Raw genomic sequence first — 20,718 nt, forward strand, 5'->3', positions numbered from 1 at the left:
GGATGAACGCATAAAGAGTAGCCGATCGAAGGACCGACCCCGCAATCGGCTACTGTGTGTAGCGGTGACCGGACTTGAACCGGTGACACAGCGATTATGAGCCGCTTGCTCTACCGACTGAGCTACACCGCTGCAGATGTGATGCGGATCCTCGCCGAGGCGAGGAACCCTTCACATCAGAGCCCCAAAACGGAATCGAACCGTTGACCTTCTCCTTACCATGGAGACGCTCTACCGACTGAGCTATTGGGGCGAGCGATGAAGACATTACACGCTCGGCAGCCGTTCGCCCAAATCCGTTTCGCGAGGCCCGTCCGGGGTCGTGGCGGGCGCCCCGATCAGCCCGTCCCGTACGTGTCACAGCGCCTCGCGAGCCACCACCGAGCACGTGCGCCACACCGGTACGCGGACCACCAGGCGTCACACGGGCACGTGGGCTCACCAGCGCCGCACCGGCACGCCTGAGCGCGCCCGCGCCACAGCGGCAGGGCGCACGCGCCACGACGGCACGACGGTAGGGCGGCAGGGCGGCAGGGCGGCAGGGCGGTAGGACGCGCACGCCACGACGGCACGGTTCCCGCACCACAGCGGTACGACTAATGCGCTCCTCCGCGAAGCGGGGCCGCCGCCGTCCTAGGCTCGCCTCACCCTGCGTGATCTTGCGCGCCTCGAAGCCGCGTCCGCGCCGCCCCCGAGCCCCAGGAGCGCGATGCCCGACAGTCAGCCGCAGCAGCCCCACTCCGCCGAGCCCGACGCCACCTCCGGAGCCCTGCTGCTCTGCGGGGCGCGGCTCGTGGACGGCAGGGCCGTGGACGTCCGGGTCGGCGCCGGGCGCATCGAGGCCGTCGGCACGGCGGGCAGCCTCAGCGCGCACGCCGCGCGCGTGGACCTGAGCGGCTTCCTGCTGCTGCCCGCCGCCGCCGAGCCGCACGCCCACAGCGACACGGCGCTGTCCGCGCTCCGCGAAGGGCCCGTGTCGTACGACGCGCGGGACGTCCAACGCCGCACCACCGAGGCGGCGTTGTTGCAGCTGGGGCACGGGGCGACGGCGCTGCGCGCGCACGTACACGTCGGGGGCGTGCAGGGTCTTGGCTGCCTGGAGGCGGTGCTCCAGGCGCGCCGGTCGCTGCGTGGGCTCGTCGACCTGTCCGTGGTCGCGGTGCCGCGGCTCCTGACGGGCGCGGCCGGGGCCGACGGGCTCGCGATGCTGCGGGACGCGGTGCGGATGGGGGCCTCCGTAGTGGGCGGTTGCCCGGATCTGGACCCCGATCCGACGGGGTACGCGGAGGCGGTCCTCGATCTCGCGGCGGAGTACGGCCGCCCCGTCGACCTGCACACGGACGGCGGCGACCCGGCACGCCTCGGCCGACTCGCCGCCATGGCCGGGGGCCTGCGGCCCGGTGTGGCGGTCGGCCCCTGCGGCGGTCTGGGGCGGCTGCCCTCCGACGTGGCCACGCGCGCGGCGGAGCAACTCGCGGCGGCCGGGGTGGCGGTGGTGTGCCTGCCGCAGGGCGGCTGCGGCGCGCTGCCGGGCGGTACCGGCACGCCTCCGGTGCGCCTGCTGCGGGCCGCCGGGGTGCGGGTCGCGGCGGGCAGCGGCGCGCTGCGCGACGTCGCGAACCCCGTGGGCCGCGGGGATCCGCTGGAGGCGGCGTACCTCTTGGCCTCGCGCGGCGGGCTGCGCCCCGACGAGGCGTACGCCACGGTGAGTTCGGCCGCCCGCGAGGCCATGGGCCTGCCGCCGGTCAGGATCGAGGCGGGCTTCCCCGCCGAACTCCTCGCCGTGCGCGGCGACAGCCTCGAAGGGGCGCTGTCGCTGGCGTACAGCCGTGTGGTGGTGCATCGGGGGCGCGTGGTGGCACGGACGAGCGCGGTGCGCGAGTACTGCGACTCCGCGGCCGCGGTGGCGCTCGGCCTGCCGCGGCAGGGGCGGGGGGCGTGACGGCGTACGCCTGCGGGGACGGGGGCGTCGCGGGTGCTGTCCGAGGCCGAGCGGCCGGATCTGCCGTACCGTCGGAAGCATGCGCATTGTCATCGCTGGAGGCCATGGACAGATCGCCCTGCGTCTGGAGCGGCTGCTCGCCGCGCGTGGGGACGAAGCCGTAGGAGTCATCCGCAATTCGGCGCACGAGTCGGATCTGCGGGAGGCCGGTGCCGAGCCGGTGCTGTGCGACCTGGAGTCGGCGTCCGTCGAGGAGGTCGCGGGGCATCTGGAGGGCGCGGACGCGGTGGTGTTCGCCGCGGGCGCGGGCCCCGGCAGCGGCGCCGCCCGGAAGGACTCCGTGGACCGCGCGGCCGCCGTCCTGTTCGCGGACGCGGCGGAGCGGGCCGGGGTGCGGCGGTACGTGGTGGTGTCGTCGATGGGCGCGGACCCGAACCACGCGGGGGACGAGATCTTCGACGCGTATCTGCGCGCCAAGGGCGAGGCCGACGCGGACGTGCGCGGACGTGCGGCTCTCGACTGGACGATTCTGCGCCCGGGGATGCTCACGGACGACGCGGGCACGGGCCTGGTGCGCCTGGAGGCGTCGACGGGGCGCGGTCCCGTCCCGCGCGACGACGTGGCCGCGGTGCTCGCCGAGCTCCTGGAGACCCCGGCGACGGCGGGCCTGACCCTCGAACTGGTCAGCGGTTCCGTGCCGGTGTCGGTGGCCGTGAAGTCGGTCGCCGGGAACTGACCCGCACGACACCGGGCGCGGCCGGGGCTCAGAACAAGGGCAACTGGCCGGGGAATTCAGGCACTACGTAGCCGTCGAGTGCGGGCTGCGCGGCGCCGATCTGGGCGTGCCGACGCGAGCCGGGGCACGAGACCAGGTCCTCCCCGCCGCGCGGCCCCGGCGGGTCGTGACGAGCGAACCGCCCGCCGACGACGGCGATTTCGCGCCGACACTCCGGGCAGTGCCTGCGACGCGCTGAACTGGACGACATGTCACCAGTGTGCCCACGGCACCCGCGTGCGTCGCGCACCCACTCCCGCGTCGGCCCCCTTCGCGAGGCAGGCAGTGCGACCGAGGCGGGTGGCGCGACCGAGGCAAGGGCACGACCAGGGCAATGTGAGGCAGATCACCCATTTTCGACCCGCTTTTCGATCGGCGCAAGTGATCCCTTGATGCCCCTCCAGGGAAACGCAAAGACCCTCTCCGACCTGCGTAAACACAGATCGGAGAGGGTCTCTCTCAGCGTGGCGGCGCCAGGATTCGAACCTGGGAAGGCTGAGCCGGCAGATTTACAGTCTGCTCCCTTTGGCCGCTCGGGCACACCGCCGGGTTTGCTGCCTGGCCCCGCTCTCGCGGTGCTCCGTGGCAACGACGTAAACGATACCTGATGCCCAGGGGTGCTTCGCCACCCGATTGATCGGCACCCGGCGCGGGGGCAGTGGCTAGGCTTTGCGGATGCGGTCGGCGACTGAAGGCCGTGTACCCGCTGAGTACGCAGATACCGATACAAGGAGCCACAGGACATGGCCGACTCCAGTTTCGACATCGTCTCGAAGGTCGAGCGGCAGGAGGTCGACAACGCCCTCAACCAGACGGCCAAGGAGATCTCGCAGCGCTACGACTTCAAGGGCACGGGTGCCTCGATCTCGTGGTCCGGCGAGAAGATCCTGATGGAGGCGAACGGCGAGGACCGCGTGAAGGCGATCCTCGACGTGTTCCAGTCCAAGCTGATCAAGCGGGGCATCTCGCTGAAGTCGCTGGACGCGGGCGAGCCGCAGCTGTCCGGCAAGGAGTACAAGATCTTCGCGTCGATCGAGGAGGGCATCTCCCAGGACAACGCGAAGAAGGTGGCGAAGATCATCCGCGACGAGGGCCCCAAGGGCGTCAAGGCGCAGGTGCAGGGCGAGGAGCTGCGCGTCAGCTCGAAGAGCCGCGACGACCTCCAGACCGTGATCGCCCTCCTGAAGGGCAAGGACTTCGACTTCGCGCTGCAGTTCGTGAACTACCGGTAGGTAGTCGAGTACGCGGTCGAGTCGTACGCACGCCGTGGGACACAAGGGGGCGGGCACCCGGGTCGGGTGCCCGCCCTTGCTGCTGGCTGCGGTCTGTGTGGGGAACTCGTAGGTGCCTCGTGGGGACGTCCGCGGCCGTCCGGCGGAGTCAGCGCCGTGAGTGGCCGAAGAGGATGCGGTAGGCGATGAGCAGGACGAGCGAGCCGCCGATGGCCGCCGTCCAGGTCGCGCCGTCGAAGAAGTGCTCGGCTATGGGCCGGTCGAGGAAGCGCGCGGAGATCCAGCCGCCCACGAAGGCGCCCGCGATGCCGATCACCGTCGTGCCGACGAAGCCGCCCGGGTCGCGGCCCGGGAGCAGGATCTTGGCGGTGGCACCGGCGAGGAGGCCCAGAATGATCCAGCTGATGACGCCCATGCGGTGACCTGACCTTTCGTGCCTTTTCGTGCGTTGTTGTCCTGTGGGACGTCGCGAGGGGCGGTGGCGGTTCCCGCGGGTCGCTAGGGTGCGGGCCCATGACAGGGCGGACGGGGCGACAGGGGCCTGGTGAGGCGGGGGAGCTGCGGCGGACGCTCGGGGTCCGCGACGCCGTGGTGATCGGGCTCGGCGCGATGGTGGGGGCCGGGATCTTCGCGGTCCTCGGGCCCGCGGCCGACGCGGCCGGGTCGGGGCTGCTGATCGCGCTCGCGGTCGCCGCCGTGGTCGCGTACTGCAATGCCGTGGCCTCGGCCCGGCTCGCGGCGCGCTACCCCGAGTCCGGCGGGACGTACGTGTACGGGCGGGAGCGGCTCGGGGAGTTCTGGGGCTATCTGGCGGGATGGGCATTCGTCGTCGGCAAGACGGCCTCCTGCGCGGCCATGGCGCTGACGGTGGGGGCGTACGCGTGGCCCGGGCAGGCGCACGCCGTCGCGGTGGCCGCCGTGGTGGCCCTGACGGCCGTGAACTACCTGGGCGTGCGGAAGTCGCTGTGGCTGACCCGGGTGATCGTGGCCGGGGTGCTCGCGGTCCTCGTGCTGGTCGTCGCGGTCTGTCTGGGCTCTTCGGAGGCCACGGCTGGACGCGTGGACGTGGGGCTCTCCGGCGGTGGCTTCGGCGGGGTCCTGGAGGCGGCGGGGCTGCTGTTCTTCGCCTTCGCCGGGTACGCGCGCGTGGCGACGCTGGGCGAGGAGGTACGCGATCCGGCGCGCACCATTCCGCGCGCGGTTCCGCTGGCCCTCGGCATCGCGCTCGCGGTGTACGCGTGCGTGGCTGTGGCGGTGCTCGCCGTGCTGGGGGCGGGCGGACTCGCGGAGGCTTCGGCTCCGCTGGCGGACGCCGTGCGGGCCGCGGGGGCGCCGGGCCTGGTGCCGGTGGTGCGGGTGGGGGCGGCCGTGGCGGCGCTCGGGTCGCTGCTCGCGCTGATCCTGGGCGTGTCGCGGACGACGCTCGCCATGGCGCGCGACCGCCATCTGCCGGGGGCGCTCGCCGCCGTGCATCCGCGCTTCCAGGTGCCGCACCGGGCGGAGCTCGCCGTGGGCGCGGTGGTGGCCCTGCTGGCCGCGACGGTGGATGTGCGTGGCGCGGTGGGCTTCTCGTCGTTCGGGGTGCTCCTGTACTACGCGATCGCCAACGCGTCGGCGTGGACGCTGAGTCGGGCGCCCCTCGCGCGCGTGGGGCCGGTGGTGGGCGCCGTGGGGTGCGTGGTGCTGGCGTTCGCGCTGCCGGGGGTTTCGGTGGCGGTCGGCGCGGGGGTGGTGGCGGTGGGGGGTGTGGCCTACGGGGTGCGGCGGTGGATCGGGGGGCGGGGCTGACGTGGGCCGGGGCTGGCCCGGCGGGGGCGTCAGTTCCTGGCGGGTGCAGGCGATCCCCGGCGGTCCCCGGTCAGCGGTCCCCCGGCTGTGGCCCTGCCTTGTCCGTGAAGGTGCCAGTGGCCGCCCTGCCTTGTCCGTGAGCGAGCCCGTGGCCCTGCCTTGTCCGTGAGAGGGCCCGTGGCGGTGAGGGAGCCCCTGCTGCCAGGTGCGCCACGCTCAGGAAGGCGCCACCAGGCCTGGGCGCGCCATCGCCGCGGGGCGCTGACCGTCCCGGCGAGCCCTCGGCCGGAGCCCCGCCTCTTCGGAGCGGGTCACCACCCCTGGTTCTGCGGATGCCCGGCGGGTGCCGGTCGTACCGACGCCGCGCCGAACGGCTCGTCCGTGGGCACGATTTCGCGGCCCAGGGGCATCAGGGAGATCGGGATCATCTTGAAGTTGGCGAGGCCCAGCGGGATGCCGATGATCGTGAGGCACAGCAGGACGCCGGTGATGATGTGGCCGATGGTCAGCCACCAGCCCGCGAGGATCAGCCACACCACGTTGCCGATCAGGGACGGCGCGCCCGCGTCGGACCGCTCGACGGCCTTGCGGCCGAAGGGCCACAGGGCGAAGAGGCCGATGCGGAAGGCCGCGAGGCCGAGCGGGATGCCGATGATCGTGATGCACAGGATCAGGCCCGCGACCAGGTAGGCGAAGCACATCCACAGTCCGCACAGGACGAGCCAGATGAGGTTCAGGATTACTTTCATCGCGGGCTACCTGCCATCTTTTCGAGCCGGGCGATGCGCTCCGCCATCGGCGGGTGGGTGGAGAACATCTTCGACATACCCTGGCCCGGCCGGAACGGGTTCGCGATCATCATGTGACTCGCCGTTTCCAGCCGCGGCTCGGGAGGGAGCGGCAACTGCTTCGTACCGGCGTCGAGTTTACGCAACGCGCTCGCGAGGGCCAGGGGGTCGCCGGTGAGCTGGGCACCGGACGCGTCGGCCTCGTACTCCCTGGAGCGGCTGATGGCGAGCTGGATGATGGAGGCCGCCAGCGGGCCGAGCAGCATGATCAGGAGCATGCCGAAGATGCCGGGGCCCTCGTTGTCGTTCGACCGGCCGACGGGAATCAGCCAGGCGAAATTGACCAGAAACATGATGACCGAGGCGAGGGCGCCGGCGACCGAGGAGATCAGGATGTCCCGGTTGTAGACGTGGCTCAGCTCGTGGCCGATGACGCCGCGCAGCTCGCGCTGGTCGAGGATGCGCAGGATGCCCTCCGTGCAGCAGACGGCGGCGTTGCGCGGATTGCGGCCCGTCGCGAAGGCGTTCGGCGCCTCGGTGGGTGAGATGTACAGACGGGGCATGGGCTGGCGGGCCTGGGTGGAGAGCTCGCGCACCATGCGGTACAGCTCGGGGGCCTCGAATTCGCTGACCGGGCGGGCGCGCATGGCGCGCAGGGCCAGCTTGTCGCTGTTCCAGTACGCGTACGCGTTCGTCCCGATGGCTACGAAGAGCGCGACGATCAGGCCCGTACGGCCGAAGAAACTGCCGATGACGAGGATGAGTGCCGACAGTCCCCCGAGGAGTACGGCGGTTTTCAGCCCGTTGGTTCGGCGGTGCACGGTACGCCCTCCTGGTGGTGCGCGGGGGAACCCTCTGCTTGCTGGTCTTCCACTGTTCAGTGGACCCTCCCTTCCTGGTCAACGCCAGGCGGGAGGAGCTAGTTCCCTTGTGCGCGCCGGAGCCGCTGTGAGCCGCCCGGGTGACGCGGTCGCCTCCGGGGCGGAGCGGCTTCAGGAAGGCGTCAGAACGGGCTGGTCCCGGTGAACCTCAGGACGAGCTGGGGCGCTCCGGAGAGGGCGATTCCGAGGACCGCGGTCGCGACGATGGCCACGGTGAGCGGGGCGGGGACGCGGTGCCGGGCGGGCTCGCCCTCGGGGGCGCGGAACAGCAGCGCCGTCCACTGGAGGTAGTAGTACAGGGCGATCACCACGTTGACCGCCATGATCACGGCGAGCCAGCCGAGGCCCGCGTCGACGGCCGCGGAGAAGACGGTGACCTTCGCGAAGAGGCCGATGATGCCGGGGGGCAGACCCGCGAGGCAGAGCAGGAAGAAGGCCAGGGTGAGGGCGGACAGCGGGCTCTTGGCGTACAGACCCCGGTAGTCGCTGACGCGGTTCTTGCGCCGCGTGCGGCCGACGAACGCGGCCACGGCGAAGGCCCCCAGGTTCACGACGGCGTACATCAGGGCGTAGGCGACGGTGGCGCCGACGGCGTCCGCGGTGGCGCCCTCGCCCCGTCCGTTGTCGAATCCGGCCGACGCGATCGGCACCAGGAGGTAGCCCGCCTGGGCGACCGACGACCAGGCGAGCAGTCGGACCGCGCTGTACGCGCGCGTGGCCTGCTGTCTGAGGGCGGCGACGTTGCCCGCCGTCATGGTGAGCGCGGCCAGTGCGGCGATGGCCGGGCCCCACACGTCGTCGTACGACCGGAAGCCGACGACGGTGACGAGGATGAGCCCGGTGAAGCCGACCGCCTTGCCGACGACAGAGAGGTACGCGGCGACGGGCAGGGGCGCGCCTACGTAGGCGTCGGGTACCCAGAAGTGGAACGGGACGGCCGCCACCTTGAAGGCGAATCCGACGAGGGTCAGCACGACACCGGCCTGGGCGAGCGTCTCCAGCTGCCCGTCGACCTGCCCGAGCTTCTCGTCCAGCTCGGTGAGGTAGAGGGTGCCCGTGGCCGCGTACACGAAGCTCACGCCCAGGAGGGTCACCGCGGTGGCGGCGACCGAGGAGAGGAAGAACTTCAGGGCGGCCTCGGCGGACCGCTTGTCCCCGCGTTTGAGGCCGACCAGGGCGAACGCGGGCAGGGAGGCGACTTCGAGGGCGACGACGAGCGTGGCCAGGTCGCGGGAGGCGGGCAGCAGGACGGCGCCCGCGACCGACGACAGGAGCAGGAACCAGAACTCCCCTTCGGGGAGCTCCCGCTTGGCGGCCCGTGCGTCCTTGAGGGTGCTCAGGGACAGCAGACCGGCGAGCAGCGCTCCGCCGAGGACGAGGAGCTGGATGGCGAGGGTGAACTCGTCGACCGTGTAGCTGCAGACGGTGCCGTCCGTGCCGACCACGCAGAAGGTGTCGCGGTGGTGGGAGTCGGCGATCGGCAACATGGAGAGCGCGGCGGCGGCCAGGCCCGCGAGGGAGATCCAGCCGAGGAGCGCCTTGCGGTGCTCCCCTACGAAGAGGTCGATCACGAGCACGGCGAGCGCGACGACGGCCGTGATGGTGGGCGGCAGGACCGCGGGCCAGTCGACGCTCTGGACGACGCTGGCCGCGCTCTCGACGAAGGCGCTGTCGGTGGGGGCCACGGTCACGACTTTCCTCCCGCGAGGAGCTGCTGCACGGCCGGGTCGGTGAGGCCGAGGAGGGCCGCGGGCCAGAGTCCGGCGAGGACGGTGAGGGCGACGAGCGGGGTCCAGGCGGCGAACTCGTAGCCGTGGACGTCGGCGAGCCGGGGCGCGTCCTCTCCGGCGGCCGGGCCCATGCACACGCGGCGGACGACGATGAGCATGTACGCGGCCGTCAGGAGGGTGCCGAAGGCGGCGACCGCCATGAACGTGAGGTACGCCGGGCGGCTGAGGCCGTCCGCGGGCTTGAACGCGCCGAACAGGGCGAGCATCTCGCCCCAGAACCCGGCGAGGCCCGGCAGCCCGAGCGAGGCGACGGCCCCGAAGGCGAGCAGGCCGCCGAGGCGCGGGGCCTTGCCGTAGAGGGCGGCGCCGGACCCCTCGGCTAGGGCGTCGAGGTCGCTGGTGCCGGTGCGGTCCTTGAGGGCGCCGACGAGGAAGAACAGCAGGCCGGTGATCAGGCCGTGGGCGATGTTCGCGAACAGGGCGCCGTTCACGCCGGTCGGGCTCATCGTGGAGATGCCGAGCAGCACGAAGCCCATGTGGCCGACGGACGAGTACGCGATGAGGCGCTTGAGGTCGCCCTTCGCGCCGGGCCGCGCGAGCGCGAGGCAGGCGAGCGAGCCGTAGACGATCCCGACGACGGCGAACGCGGCGAGGTAGGGCGCGAAGGTCCGCATGCCGTCCGGCGCGATCGGCAGCAGGATCCGGACGAACCCGTACGTACCCATCTTCAGCAGGACACCGGCCAGCAGGACCGAGCCGACGGTCGGGGCGGCGGTGTGGGCGTCCGGCAGCCAGCTGTGCAGCGGCCACATCGGCGTCTTGACCGCGAGCCCGACGCCGATCGCCAGAACGGCGATGACCTGCACGGACTTGGTGAGCTCGGGGTGATTGTCAGTGGCGAGTGCCACCATGTCGAAAGTGCCGGACTTGAGACCGATGAGGAGGAGGCCGAGCAGCATCACGACGGAGCCGAGCAGCGTGTAGAGGATGAACTTCCAAGCCGCCTGCGTGCGTTCGGCGCCGCCCCAGCGGGCGATGAGGAAGTACATCGGGATGAGGACCATCTCGAACGCGAGGAAGAACAGCAGCAGGTCGAGGACGGCGAAGGTCGCGAGGGTGCCGGACTCCAGCACGAGGATCAGCGCGACGAATGCCTTGGGTGACGGGCCCTCAGGCAGCTTGAAGTAGGAGTACAGCGCGCAGAGGAAGGTCAGCAGCGCGGTCAGGACCAGAAGGGGGAGGGAGATGCCGTCGATGCCGAGGTGGATGCGCACGTCGAGCGCGGGGATCCAGCTGATGTCGGTCGTGGCCTGCATCTTCGACGGGTGGTCGTGGTCGAAGCCGAGCGCGAGGACGATCGCGGCGAGCAGGATCGCGCCGGTCACGGTCACGCCGTGGCGCAGCACGGCCTGGTCGGGCGACTTCCCCTTCAGCCCGGGCGGCGCCGGAAGGAGGGCGGCCACGGCGCCGACGAGCGGACCGACCACGATCAACGCGAGAAGGAACTGCATCACGGACTCACTGATACCGATCACTGCTGCTCACGCTCCGGCGGTGGCGACGAGGACGGCGGCGACCGCCAGGACGACGGTGCCCGCGAGCAGCGCGCTCAGATAGGTCTGCACGTTGCCCGTCTGCGCGCGCCGGACGGCCGCGCCGAGCAGGCGGGGCGCGGCGCCCGCACCACGGACGTACGTGTCGACGACCTCGCGGTCGAGGAAGCGGACGAGGCGGGCGCCCGCCTGGACGGGGCGGACGAACAGGGCCGCGTAGACGGCGTCCAGGTGGAAGCCTGCGGCGGCGTGGCGGTGCAGCGGGCCGAGCAGCAGACGGCCGGGGTCCGCCGGGTCGGGGGCGCTCGCGATGTCGCCGTACGCGGGAGTGTGGGTGGCGATGGCCTCCGCCTCGACCTCTCCCCCGTCGGCTTCGGGACGGGCGGCGACGGCGCCGATCGGCACGCGGGCCGCGAGGGCCGTGGTGTGCCGCCAGGCGCCGTAGGTGACGAGGGCGCCGACGAGGGCGAGGCCGGTGCCGAGGACGGAGGTGGTGAGCTTCGGGGCGAGTTCGTGGCCGTCGAACCAGTCCGGGAGGACGCCGACAGTCACGCCGAAGGCGAGCGAGGGGACGGCGAGTACCCAGAGCACGGCGGTCATAGCCACGGGCTGCTTTCCGTGGTCCGGTGCCTCCGCTCCCCTGCCGTAGAAGGCGAGGAGCCACAGCCGGGCCGCGTAGGCGGCGGTGAGGAGGGCGCTGACCAGGCCCGCGACGAGGACGATCCAGCCCGCGGCGCCGGGGACGGACGCGGCGTGCCCGGTGGCCGCGTGCTCGGCCGCGCCGAGCACCGCCTCCTTGGAGAAGAAGCCGCTGAACGGCGGGATCGCGGCGAGCGCGAGGAGCGCCACGGTCATCGTCCAGTAGGCGTCGGGGACGCGGGCGCGCAGGTTCCGCATGCGGGACATCGCGGCCAGGGAGTTGGTGCCCGCCGCGTGGATGACCACGCCGGCGGCGAGGAAGAGGAGCGCCTTGAAGGCGCCGTGGGACAGGAGGTGGAAGACGGCGGCGCCCCGGTCGCCGACGGCGAGCGCGCCGGTCATGTAGCCGAGCTGACCGATCGTCGAGTACGCGAGGACGCGCTTGATGTCGTCCTGGGCGAGCGCGGCCAGGGCGGAACCGGCCATGGTGACGGCGGCCATGACCGCGAGGACGACCAGGGCCGCCGACGAGGCGGCGAAGACGGGGAGGAGCCGGGCGACGAAGTAGACACCGGCGGCGACCATCGTCGCGGCGTGGATCAGCGCGGAGACGGGTGTCGGGCCCGCCATCGCGTCGGGCAGCCAGGTGTGCAGCGGGAACTGCGCGGACTTGCCCGCCACGCCCGCGAGCAGCAGCAGGGCGATCAGCGTCGGGTGGTCGAGGCCGCCGTCCGCGACGGTCGCGAGGACGGTGGTGATCCGGAACGACCCGGCGTCGACGGCGAGCGCGAACAGGCCGATCAGGAAGGGGACGTCGCCGAGCTTGGTGACCAGGAAGGCCTTCAGGGAGGCGGCTCGGGCCTCGGGGGTCTCCCAGTAGTGGCCGACGAGGAAGTACGAGCAGATGCCCATGACCTCCCAGCCGACCAGGAGCACCATCAGGTCGCCGGAGTAGACGACGAGCAGCATCGCGGAGGTGAACAGCGACACGAGGGCGGCGTACGAGGGGTAGCGCGGGTCGTCGCGCAGATAGCCCGTCGAGTAGATCTGGACGCAGGAGGCGACGACGCCGACGAGGACGGCGACGAGCGCGGCGAAGCCGTCGATGTGCAGGGCGAGGTCGATCGGCACCGAGCCGGTGGGCGTGAGCTGGGTGGCCGCGTCCACGGCGGAGTCGCCGCCCTGGCGGGCGGCCACGACGGCGGCGAGGACCAGCGACGTCAGGGTGGGCAGCACCGCGAGGGGCCGCACCAGGCCGGGGACGGTGCGGCCGAGCAGCAGGCCCGCGGCGGCGCCGAGGAACGGCAGGAGGGGGACGAGGACGGCGAGGGTGGTCGTGGTCACGCGGTGGCCTCGGCCTTCTGCGACTGCTGAGACGTCGGGGACTGCTGGGCCGCCTCGTCGGGGGCGGGCTCGGGCTCGTCGAGGGCGGCGCCGTCCAGGTCGTCGTCGCCGTCGTCGTCGCCGTCGGGGTGTTCGGCGGTGTCGCGGAGGTCGTCGACGGCGGAGGTGCCGCGGTTGCGGTAGACGGCCAGGACGATCGCGAGGCCGATGCCGATCTCGGCGGCGGCGATGGCGATGGTGAAGAGCGTCAGGGCCTGGCCGGAGTGGAGCGTGTCGCGCAGCCAGACGTCGAAGGCGACGAGGTTGAGGTTGACGGCGTTGAGCATCAGCTCGACGGACATCAGGACCAGGATCGCGTTGCGGCGGGCGAGCACGCCGTACAGGCCGACGCAGAAGAGGAGGACGGCGAGGACGGCGGGGTAGGCGAGGTGCATCAGCGGGTCCTCTCCTGTGGGGCCGTCGCGCCCTTGGGGGGCTGCGGGCCGCCGCGGCTCTGCGGGCCTCTCGGGGGCGTGCCGCCGGGGTCCTCCTTGGACTTGCGGGACAGCACGATCGCGCCGACCAGTGCGGCGAGGAGCAGTACGGACAGCGCCTCGAAGGGCAGCACCCAGTTCCGGAAGAGGAACGCGCCGGTCACTTCGGTGGAGCCCTGGGCGGGGCCGTCGAGGTCGATCCACTGCGTGCGGAAGGCGTCCACGACGACCCACACCAGGGCGGCAGCGGCGGCGAGGGCCACGGCGAGCGCGACCCAGCGGTTGCCCGAGTCGGCGTCCGGGGAGCGGCCGATGGGGGCCCTGGTGAGCATCAGGCCGAAGAGGAGGAGGACCACGACGGAACCGACGTAGATGAGGACTTGCACCCAGGCGACGAACTCGGCGCTCAGGAGGAGGTACTCGACGGCGAGCCCGCCGAGCGCCACGACCAGCCAGAGCGCGGCGTGCACGAGCTGTTTGGTGGTGACGGTGACGATGGCGGCGCCGAGGGTGACCAGGCCGACGAGGAGGAAGGCGACCTCGACGCCGGTCGGGGACAGGAAGCCGTGGGGGGCCGCGGCGGCGACGTGGGCGTTCACGCGTCCCCCTCGGGCTCGGTGGCCTGCTGTGCGGCGGCGTCCCGCTCGGCGGCGAGCTTGTCGGCGGCCTTGCGGGCGGCGGCCAGTTCCTTGGGTTCCTCGGCGGCGGGGTCGAGGGCGGGCGGGGCCGGGACGGTCCACATCCACTCGCGGAGCTTGTCGCGCTCGTGGGTGAGCTCGCGGATGTCGGTCTCGGCGTACTCGAACTCCGGGGACCAGAACAACGCGTCGAAGGGGCAGACCTCGATGCAGATGCCGCAGTACATGCAGAGGGAGAAGTCGATGGCGAAGCGGTCGAGGACGTTGCGGCTGCGCTCGCGGCCGCCGGGCGCGGCGGCCGGGACCGTCTCCTTGTGGGAGTCGATGTAGATGCACCAGTCGGGGCACTCGCGGGCGCAGAGCATGCAGACCGTGCAGTTCTCCTCGAACAGGCCGATGACGCCGCGGGTGCGGGGCGCCAGGTCGGGCTGGACGTCGGGGTACTGCTCGGTGACGGACTTCCGCGTCATCGTGCGGAGGGTGACGGCCAGGCCCTTGGCGAGGCCGGATCCGGGGACGGACAGGCGGGGCCGCCCGGAGGGCGTCGTTGAGGGGCGGTGGTCGGGTGACGGGCGGGCCATTAGTTGATCGCCACCTTCACGATTCCGGTGAGCGCGATCTGCGCCAGGGCGAGCGGGACGAGGAGGGTCCAGGAGAGCTTCTGGAGCTGGTCCTCGCGGAGCCGGGGGTAGGTGACGCGCAGCCAGATGACGACGAAGGCGAGGAGGCCCGTCTTCAGGAGGGTCCACACCCAGCCGAGGCCGTCGGCGCCCCCGGGTCCGTGCCAGCCGCCGAGGAAGAGGACGGTGGTGAGGCCGCACAGGACGACGATCCCGGCGTACTCGGCGAGGAGGAACAGCGCGAAGCGCAGTCCGGTGTACTCGGTGTACGCGCCGAAGATAATCTCGGAGTCGGCGACCGGCATGTCGAAGGGCGGGCGCTGGAGTTCGGCGAGCCCGGCCACGAAGAAGACCACGGCACCGACGATCTGCCAGGGCAGCCACCACCACTCGAAGGCGTTGAGGATGCCGGGCAGCGAGACCGTGCCCGCGGCCATCGCGACGGAGGCGGCGGCGAGCAGCATCGGCAGTTCGTACGCGAGCAGCTGGGCCGCGGTGCGCAGGCCGCCGAGCAGGGAGAACTTGTTGGCCGACGCCCAGCCCGCCATCAGCGAGCCCAGGACGCCGACGCCCATGACGGCGAGGACGAAGAAGATGCCCGCGTCGACGACCTGGCCGACGGCACCCTCCTGGGGGCCGATGGGGATGGCGACGAGGACCAGGAGGTAGGGCAACAGGGCGACGGCCGGGGCGAGCTGGAAGATGCGGCGATCCGCGTCGGCGGGGACGACGTCTTCCTTCTGCGCGAACTTCACGCCGTCGGCGACCAGCTGGGCCCAGCCGTGGAAGCCGCCCGCGTACATGGGGCCGAGGCGGCCCTGCATGTGGGCCATCACCTTGTGTTCGGTCTGGCCGACGATCAGGGGCAGGGCGAGGAAGGCGACGAAGACGACGAGGAGTCGCAGGGTGACGTCGAGGGCGTCGTTCACTGCGCTCCTCCTTCGGTGCCGGTGTCCGGGGCGTTCCTGGTGTCCTGGAGGGTCCCGGTCTCCCTGGGGGTCCCGGTCTCCCGGGTGGTCCTGGTGTCCCCGTTGTCTCCGGTGGTCCCGGAGTCCTCTTCGTTCGCCGTGGTCTCTGTGGCCTCGGTCGGTGTCGTGTTCTCTGGAGGTGCCGTGTCCTCTGGAGGTGCCGTTTGAGGTTTCCGCTCGGGGGCCTGCTTCGGCGTGTCGAAGGCCGGGCGGGCGTGGTGCCACGGGGCGTCGGAGGCGCGCGGCGCGGGCTGCGGCTTGTCCGGCGCCGGGGCGGCCGGGGCGGGGGCGTCGGCGGCAGGGGCCTCGGGGGGCTGCGCCGCGTCCGCCGGAGCGGGGGTCTCCGCCGCCGTACGCTGCGACGCCGACCCCTGGCTCACGCTGCGCGCGCGGCGCGGCGGCCGGGCGGGAGCGGGGGCCTGGTCGGCGGCCGGGGCGTCAGTGGCCGGAGGCTCGGCGGCCGGAGTGGCGGTCGGAGCGGCGCTCTGGCTTGCCGAGCCCGCGCTCGCGCTCCGCGTGCGCCGTGCGGGGCGCTCCCCCGCGGCCGCGGCACGGCCCGCTCCGCGTGCGGGGCGCGCCGGGGCGGCGGGCAGCTGGCCCTTCAGCGGGCCCCACTCGTTCGGGTCGGGCACGCCGGGCGGCAGCATCTGGCGCCGCTTGGGGCCACCGTGCTCGGACTCCCCCGGTTCCTTCGCCCCGGGCCACGCCTTCGCGACCCGGGCCGCGAGTACGAAGTCCTTGCGCAGGGGATGGCCTTCGAAGTTCTCCGGAAGCAGCAGCGGGACCAGGTGCGGGTGGCCCTCGAAGCGGACGCCGAACATTTCGTGGGTCTCGCGCTCGTGCCAGGCCGCGCCCGCGTAGACGTCGACCGCGGAGGGCAGGACGGGCGCCTCGTGCGGAACCGTCGTACGGACGAGGAGGCGCCGCACCGGGGACAGCGCCACCACGTGGGCGCTCACGCGAAAGCCCGTGCCCGGTTCGTCGACGGCGCTCAGCCAGTCGAAGTACGTGCAGCCGAGCGTGGACCGGGCGGTGCGCAGGGCTTCGGGCCAGGACGCGGGCGGCACGTCCACGGTCAGGAGGTCGTACGACTCTTCGGCGGTCGCCTCCGCGCCGAACAGTTCCTCCACGGGGGCGGACAGCCAGCCGGTCATCTGCCGTCCTCCTGTGCCGAAACCGAAGCCGAAGCTGAAGCCGAAGCCCCAGGCGCGGACGTGGGCGGCGCCACCAAGTCGCTGCGCAGCGCGGCCGTGGACGGACGCGCCCCGTTGGGGGCGTACCGCTCGCCGAGGGACTCCCGCGCGATCTTCTCCTGGAGCTTGAGGATGCCCTGGAGGAGCGCCTCGGGCCGGGGCGGGCAGCCGGGAACGTACACGTCGACCGGGATGATCTGGTCGACGCCCTTGGTGACGGAGTACGAGTCCCAGTACGGGCCGCCGCAGTTGGAACAGGCGCCGAAGGAGATGACGTACTTGGGCTCGGGCATCTGCTCGTACAGGCGCTTCACGGCGGGCGCCATCTTGTCGGTGACCGTGCCGGACACGACCATCAGGTCGGCCTGGCGCGGGCCCGGTGCGAACGGGATGACGCCGAGCCGGATGAAGTCGTGGCGGGCCATGGAGGCCGCGATGAACTCGATGGCGCAGCAGGCGAGCCCGAAGTTGAAGACCCACAGGCTGTAGCGGCGGCCCCAGTTCAGGACCACCTTCATCGGCTCGGGGGCGAGCCGGGACAGGACGCCCAGCTTCTTCGGTTCCGGGAGGAGCACGGGCTCGGCCCCCGCGGGCTCCTGGTTCACGTCCATGTGAGGACGCCCTTCTTGTAGGCGTACAGCAGTCCCACGGCGAGGAAGCCGAGGAAGATGAACATCTCGACGAGGGTCGTCGCGCCGTAGCCGGACTCGGCGAAGACCGTCGCCCACGGGAAGAGGAAGATCGAGTCGACGGCGAAGATCACGTAGAGGAAGGCGTACACGTAGTAGCGCACCTGGGTGTGCGCCCAGCCCTCGCCGACCGGGTCCACGCCGCACTCGTACGTGAGGAGCTTCTCGGGGGTCGGCACGACGGGCCGCAGCAACCGCCCGGCGCCGAAGGCCACGGCGACGAACAGCACGCCGACCACGGCGAGCAGTCCGACGACGGAGTACGACTCGTAGTAGCTCGCCGCGACGTACGTCGTCCCTGGCACGTCAGCCCCTCGCTCCCTGCACTCCGTGACTCGCCCTGTTCGACGATCTGTACGCACGGGAGTCTAGGGCCTGCTAAAGGCGAGGTAAGCAGACCGTCACGGACCGGTCGGCCGCGGGTCCGTCATCGGCCGGATCCGCCGGATCGGTTCGCCGGATCCACCACAGCGATCTGGTGGGGTTATCCACAGTCCGGTTCGGCGGTCCCCCTCATGGCGCGCGGGGCCACAGGCCGGGCACTCTTGCTCATATGACCCCACGTTCCACGTCTTCGCAGGCCACACCGGAGCCACTGCCGCCTGCCCGGTTCGCGTACGACGCGCACACCTGGAAGGAGATCCTGCACCTCCTGCTGAATCTCCCGGCGGGCCTGGTCGGTTTCACGTACGTGGTGACGGCGTGCTTCATCGGCGGATTCCTGTCGTTCACGGTCATCGGTCTGCCGCTGCTCGCGCTCGCGCTGTACGGGGCGCGGCTCTTCGGCAAGTTCGAGCGAGCGCGGGCCCGGGCGCTGCTCGGCGTGCACATCGACGAGCCGAGCCCCATGCCGCTGAAGTCGCGGCGCGGCGGCGGGGTCCTCGCCTGGCTGTGGTCGACGCTGAAGGACCCGGTGGGCTGGCGGGCCGTGCTGTACGGCTTCATACGCCTGCCGTGGGGCATCGTGACGTTCACGCTGGCGCTGTGCGGCCTGTTCCTGCTCTGGCCGGTGCTGCCGTTCGTGGTGCGGGCGCTCGCCAACGCCGACCGGGCGATGGCCCGCGGCCTGCTCTCGCCGTCGGACGAGCTGGAGCGGCGCATCGCGGAGCTGGAGTCGGACCGGGGTGTGGTCGTGGACACCGCGGCGGCGGACCTGCGGCGCATCGAGCGGGACCTGCACGACGGCGCGCAGGCCCGGCTCGTCGCGCTCGCCATGGGGCTCGGCCTCGCCAAGGAGAAGCTCCTTGAGGACCCGGACGCGGCGGCGGCCATGGTCGACGAGGCGCACGGCGAGGTGAAGCTCGCCCTCCAGGAGCTGCGCGACCTGGCCCGGGGCATCCACCCCGCGGTCCTCACCGACCGCGGCCTGAGCGCGGCGCTGTCCTCGGTGGCCGCGCGGTGCACGGTGCCGGTGAAGGTGACGGCCGACCTGCCCGCGCGCCCGGCGGCGGCGATCGAGGGCATCGCCTACTTCACGGTCTCCGAGCTCCTGCAGAACGTGTCCAAGCACAGCGGCGCCCGCACCGCCGCCGTCGAGGTGTGGCGCTCGGACCAGCGGCTGCTCATCCAGGTGCGCGACGACGGGCGCGGCGGCGCCAGCCTGGACGGCGGCACGGGCATGGCGGGCCTCTCCGAGCGGCTCGGCGCGGTCGACGGCCTGTTCATCGTCGACTCGCCGCAGGGCGGGCCGACGACGATCACGGCGGAGCTGCCGTGGCGCGACCGGTGAGGCGGGCGCGGCGCGGGCGCCGGGCCGGAGCACACCCTTCCGCCGCCGGGGCCCACATCCCCCCGGAGGGTAGGGAAAACCCCCGGCCGAAGACGCCGACGCGCTCCATGGCCCACCGCACGCCCCGGAGCGCACTCTGGGAGTACGACAAGAGGCAGCCCGCGCCGGTCACGGAGGGCCGGGAACCGCGCGGGACGAACAGGAACGGACGGCAGCGATGGCCACGGACTACGGACAGGGGTACGGACGCCTCATGAGGAGCGACCTCGACGGCCGCTGGGCCGAGGACCACGGGGGCGACGGGGCCCAGACGGCCCGCCAGCACCTCCTCCCGGTCTGGCTGCGGGCGCCCTTCGAGGGGCGCACCCTGCGGGAGTTCGTGTACGTGCTGCTGTCGATGCCCCTCAGCGTCATCGCCTTCTCCTTCGCGGTGACGACGCTCACGCTCGGCGTGGGCCTGCTGATCACGTTCATCGGCGTCCCCGTGCTCGCCCTGGCGCTGACCGCCTGCCGCGGCTTCGGCGCCCTTGAGCGGGTGCGGGCGCGGACGCTGCTCGGCGTCGACGTGAAGGACCCGCACCCGCTCCAGCCGCGCGGCTCGGGGCCGCTGGCCTGGATGGGTGCCGTCCTGAAGAGCGGCGTCTCCTGGCGGCACGCGGTGTACGCCGTCGTCCACATGCCGTGGGCGATCTTCGCCTTCGCGGTGGCGCTGGTCTTCTGGACGTACGGCTGGGCGATGCTCACGTACCCGCTGTGGTTCTGGGTCTTCCCGGCGTACGCGGGCCAGGGCGGCATCCAGCTCTACGGGGACGCCACGCACCACATCTACCTGGACAACCCCTTCGAGATCGGGCTCACCGCGCTCACCGGTCTGCTGATCACGCTGGCCACGCCCTGGATCATCCGTGCCCTGACCACCGTCGACCGCGTCCTGGTCTTCGGGCTCCTCGGCCCCTCGCGGCTGGTGTCGCGCGTCGAGGAGCTGGAGTCGGACCGGGGGGTGGTCGTGGACACCGCGGCGGCGGACCTGCGGCGCATCGAGCGGGACCTGCACGACGGCGCGCAGGCCCGGCTCGTCGCCCTGGCCATGGATCTCGGCCTCGCCAAGGAGAAGCTCGCGGAGGACCCGCAGGCGGCGGCCCGGATGGTCGACGAGGCCCACGGCGAGGTGAAGGTGGCCCTCCAGGAGCTGCGCGACCTCGCGCGGGGCATCCACCCCGCGGTGCTCACCGACCGGGGGCTCGACGCGGCCCTCTCCTCCCTCGCCGCGCGGTGCACCGTGCCGGTGGACGTGGAGGTCGACCTGCCCGCGCGGCCCGCGGCGGCGATCGAGGGCATCGCGTACTTCACGGTCTCCGAGCTCCTGCAGAACATCAGCAAGCACAGCGGGGCCTCGCGGGCGTCCGTGGACGTGTGGCGGGCGGCGGACCGGCTGATGCTCCAGGTGACCGACGACGGGCGGGGCGGGGCCGACGTGGGAGCGGGCTCCGGGCTCGCGGGGCTCGCTGAGCGGTTGGACGCGGTGGACGGGATCCTCGTGGTGGAGTCCCCCGTCGGCGGCCCGACCCTGGTGACGGCGGAGCTCCCCTGGCGGGGCTAGCCCCGGGCCGCGGGCAGCCCCGACCGGCGCATCCCACCCCCGGGCCGCGGGCAGCCCCGACCGGCGCATCCCACCCCCGGGTCACGGCGGCCCCGACCGGCGCAGCCCCACCCGCGCCACGGCGGCCCTGACCGGC

At 72.5% G+C, this 20,718-nt stretch carries 20 protein-coding genes and 3 tRNA genes; 6 read left to right on the forward strand and 17 right to left on the reverse strand.

The features are described 5' to 3' along the window. Positions 1-59: 59 nt before the first annotated feature. Together ACIG3E_RS02705 and ACIG3E_RS02710 are read right to left on the reverse strand one after the other, a co-directional pair. A tRNA-Met gene (locus ACIG3E_RS02705) sits at positions 60-132 on the reverse strand. Between the two features lie 48 nt (positions 133-180). Next, positions 181-253, reverse strand: a tRNA-Thr gene (locus ACIG3E_RS02710). Positions 254-709: 456 nt separating this feature from the next. Between ACIG3E_RS02710 and ACIG3E_RS02715 the strand changes: the two genes are divergently transcribed. Then, positions 710-1,942: an amidohydrolase family protein gene (locus ACIG3E_RS02715; protein WP_399610316.1), complete on the forward strand. Its 1,233-nt coding sequence runs from the start codon at positions 710-712 to the stop codon at positions 1,940-1,942. 79 nt (positions 1,943-2,021) lie between these two features. Continuing rightward, complete coding sequence (locus ACIG3E_RS02720; protein WP_399610320.1) at positions 2,022-2,678, forward strand: SDR family oxidoreductase; 657 nt, start codon at positions 2,022-2,024, stop codon at positions 2,676-2,678. A 28-nt stretch (positions 2,679-2,706) separates the two neighbouring features. Here ACIG3E_RS02720 and ACIG3E_RS02725 read toward each other — a convergent pair whose 3' ends face one another. Continuing rightward, positions 2,707-2,928 (reverse strand): hypothetical protein, encoded by a 222-nt coding sequence (locus ACIG3E_RS02725; RefSeq protein WP_138961292.1) that lies wholly within the window; start codon positions 2,926-2,928, stop codon positions 2,707-2,709. A gap of 254 nt (positions 2,929-3,182) precedes the next feature. Continuing rightward, positions 3,183-3,264, reverse strand: a tRNA-Tyr gene (locus tag ACIG3E_RS02730). Between the two features lie 196 nt (positions 3,265-3,460). On the opposite strand from ACIG3E_RS02730, the gene ACIG3E_RS02735 reads away from it, so the two are divergent. Then, positions 3,461-3,949 carry a YajQ family cyclic di-GMP-binding protein gene (locus tag ACIG3E_RS02735; protein WP_384797877.1) on the forward strand — a complete coding sequence of 163 codons (489 nt, stop codon included), beginning with the start codon at positions 3,461-3,463 and terminating at the stop codon, positions 3,947-3,949. 148 nt (positions 3,950-4,097) lie between these two features. Here the strand turns inward: ACIG3E_RS02735 and ACIG3E_RS02740 are convergent, their stop codons facing one another. Further along, the gene (locus ACIG3E_RS02740) at positions 4,098-4,364 is read right to left on the reverse strand and encodes a GlsB/YeaQ/YmgE family stress response membrane protein (protein ID WP_242721098.1); all 267 of its coding nucleotides are present in this window, start codon (positions 4,362-4,364) and stop codon (positions 4,098-4,100) included. 98 nt (positions 4,365-4,462) lie between these two features. On the opposite strand from ACIG3E_RS02740, the gene ACIG3E_RS02745 reads away from it, so the two are divergent. Further along, entirely contained in the window at positions 4,463-5,737 is a 1,275-nt protein-coding gene (locus ACIG3E_RS02745; RefSeq protein ID WP_399610325.1) for an APC family permease, read from the forward strand. Positions 5,738-6,048: 311 nt separating this feature from the next. Here the strand turns inward: ACIG3E_RS02745 and ACIG3E_RS02750 are convergent, their stop codons facing one another. The 12 genes from ACIG3E_RS02750 to ACIG3E_RS02805 form a co-directional block, all read right to left on the reverse strand. After that, positions 6,049-6,486, reverse strand: coding sequence for a YccF domain-containing protein (locus tag ACIG3E_RS02750; protein ID WP_399610328.1), 438 nt, complete (start codon positions 6,484-6,486; stop codon positions 6,049-6,051). Beyond that, a complete protein-coding gene (gene htpX, locus ACIG3E_RS02755; protein ID WP_399610331.1) occupies positions 6,483-7,346 on the reverse strand; it encodes a zinc metalloprotease HtpX in 864 nt (287 codons plus the stop codon). Before htpX ends, ACIG3E_RS02750 begins: the two co-directional genes overlap by 4 nt. A gap of 182 nt (positions 7,347-7,528) precedes the next feature. Beyond that, positions 7,529-9,097, reverse strand: a complete 1,569-nt coding sequence (locus ACIG3E_RS02760) for an NADH-quinone oxidoreductase subunit N (RefSeq protein WP_399610333.1) — start codon at positions 9,095-9,097, stop codon at positions 7,529-7,531. Beyond that, on the reverse strand, positions 9,094-10,671 hold the full coding sequence (locus ACIG3E_RS02765; RefSeq protein ID WP_399610335.1) for an NADH-quinone oxidoreductase subunit M: 1,578 nt from the start codon (positions 10,669-10,671) through the stop codon (positions 9,094-9,096). Before ACIG3E_RS02765 ends, ACIG3E_RS02760 begins: the two co-directional genes overlap by 4 nt. Positions 10,672-10,677: 6 nt before the next feature. Then, positions 10,678-12,672, reverse strand: a complete 1,995-nt coding sequence (locus ACIG3E_RS02770; protein ID WP_399610337.1) for an NADH-quinone oxidoreductase subunit L — start codon at positions 12,670-12,672, stop codon at positions 10,678-10,680. Further along, the gene (nuoK, locus tag ACIG3E_RS02775; protein ID WP_399610339.1) at positions 12,669-13,106 is read right to left on the reverse strand and encodes an NADH-quinone oxidoreductase subunit NuoK; all 438 of its coding nucleotides are present in this window, start codon (positions 13,104-13,106) and stop codon (positions 12,669-12,671) included. The genes ACIG3E_RS02770 and nuoK overlap by 4 nt, the downstream gene beginning before the upstream one ends. Next, on the reverse strand, positions 13,106-13,744 hold the full coding sequence (locus tag ACIG3E_RS02780) for an NADH-quinone oxidoreductase subunit J (protein ID WP_399610342.1): 639 nt from the start codon (positions 13,742-13,744) through the stop codon (positions 13,106-13,108). The genes nuoK and ACIG3E_RS02780 overlap by 1 nt, the downstream gene beginning before the upstream one ends. Next, a complete protein-coding gene (locus tag ACIG3E_RS02785) occupies positions 13,741-14,364 on the reverse strand; it encodes a NuoI/complex I 23 kDa subunit family protein (RefSeq protein ID WP_399610345.1) in 624 nt (207 codons plus the stop codon). Before ACIG3E_RS02785 ends, ACIG3E_RS02780 begins: the two co-directional genes overlap by 4 nt. After that, positions 14,364-15,332: a complex I subunit 1 family protein gene (locus tag ACIG3E_RS02790; RefSeq protein WP_138961283.1), complete on the reverse strand. Its 969-nt coding sequence runs from the start codon at positions 15,330-15,332 to the stop codon at positions 14,364-14,366. Before ACIG3E_RS02790 ends, ACIG3E_RS02785 begins: the two co-directional genes overlap by 1 nt. Further along, positions 15,329-16,525 carry an NADH-quinone oxidoreductase subunit C gene (locus ACIG3E_RS02795; protein ID WP_399610349.1) on the reverse strand — a complete coding sequence of 399 codons (1,197 nt, stop codon included), beginning with the start codon at positions 16,523-16,525 and terminating at the stop codon, positions 15,329-15,331. Before ACIG3E_RS02795 ends, ACIG3E_RS02790 begins: the two co-directional genes overlap by 4 nt. Next, the gene (locus tag ACIG3E_RS02800) at positions 16,522-17,175 is read right to left on the reverse strand and encodes an NADH-quinone oxidoreductase subunit B (protein WP_399610352.1); all 654 of its coding nucleotides are present in this window, start codon (positions 17,173-17,175) and stop codon (positions 16,522-16,524) included. Before ACIG3E_RS02800 ends, ACIG3E_RS02795 begins: the two co-directional genes overlap by 4 nt. Then, positions 17,166-17,558 (reverse strand): NADH-quinone oxidoreductase subunit A, encoded by a 393-nt coding sequence (locus ACIG3E_RS02805; protein WP_030684951.1) that lies wholly within the window; start codon positions 17,556-17,558, stop codon positions 17,166-17,168. The genes ACIG3E_RS02800 and ACIG3E_RS02805 overlap by 10 nt, the downstream gene beginning before the upstream one ends. Positions 17,559-17,806: 248 nt before the next feature. Here ACIG3E_RS02805 and ACIG3E_RS02810 point away from each other — a divergent pair, with 248 nt between their 5' ends. Then, entirely contained in the window at positions 17,807-18,982 is a 1,176-nt protein-coding gene (locus tag ACIG3E_RS02810; protein WP_399610355.1) for a sensor histidine kinase, read from the forward strand. A 217-nt stretch (positions 18,983-19,199) separates the two neighbouring features. Then, complete coding sequence (locus tag ACIG3E_RS02815; RefSeq protein WP_399610358.1) at positions 19,200-20,582, forward strand: sensor histidine kinase; 1,383 nt, start codon at positions 19,200-19,202, stop codon at positions 20,580-20,582. Positions 20,583-20,718 lie beyond the last annotated feature (136 nt).

The organism is Streptomyces sp. NPDC053474 (assembly GCF_044544845.1).
Taxonomy (GTDB): Bacteria; Actinomycetota; Actinomycetes; order Streptomycetales; family Streptomycetaceae; genus Streptomyces.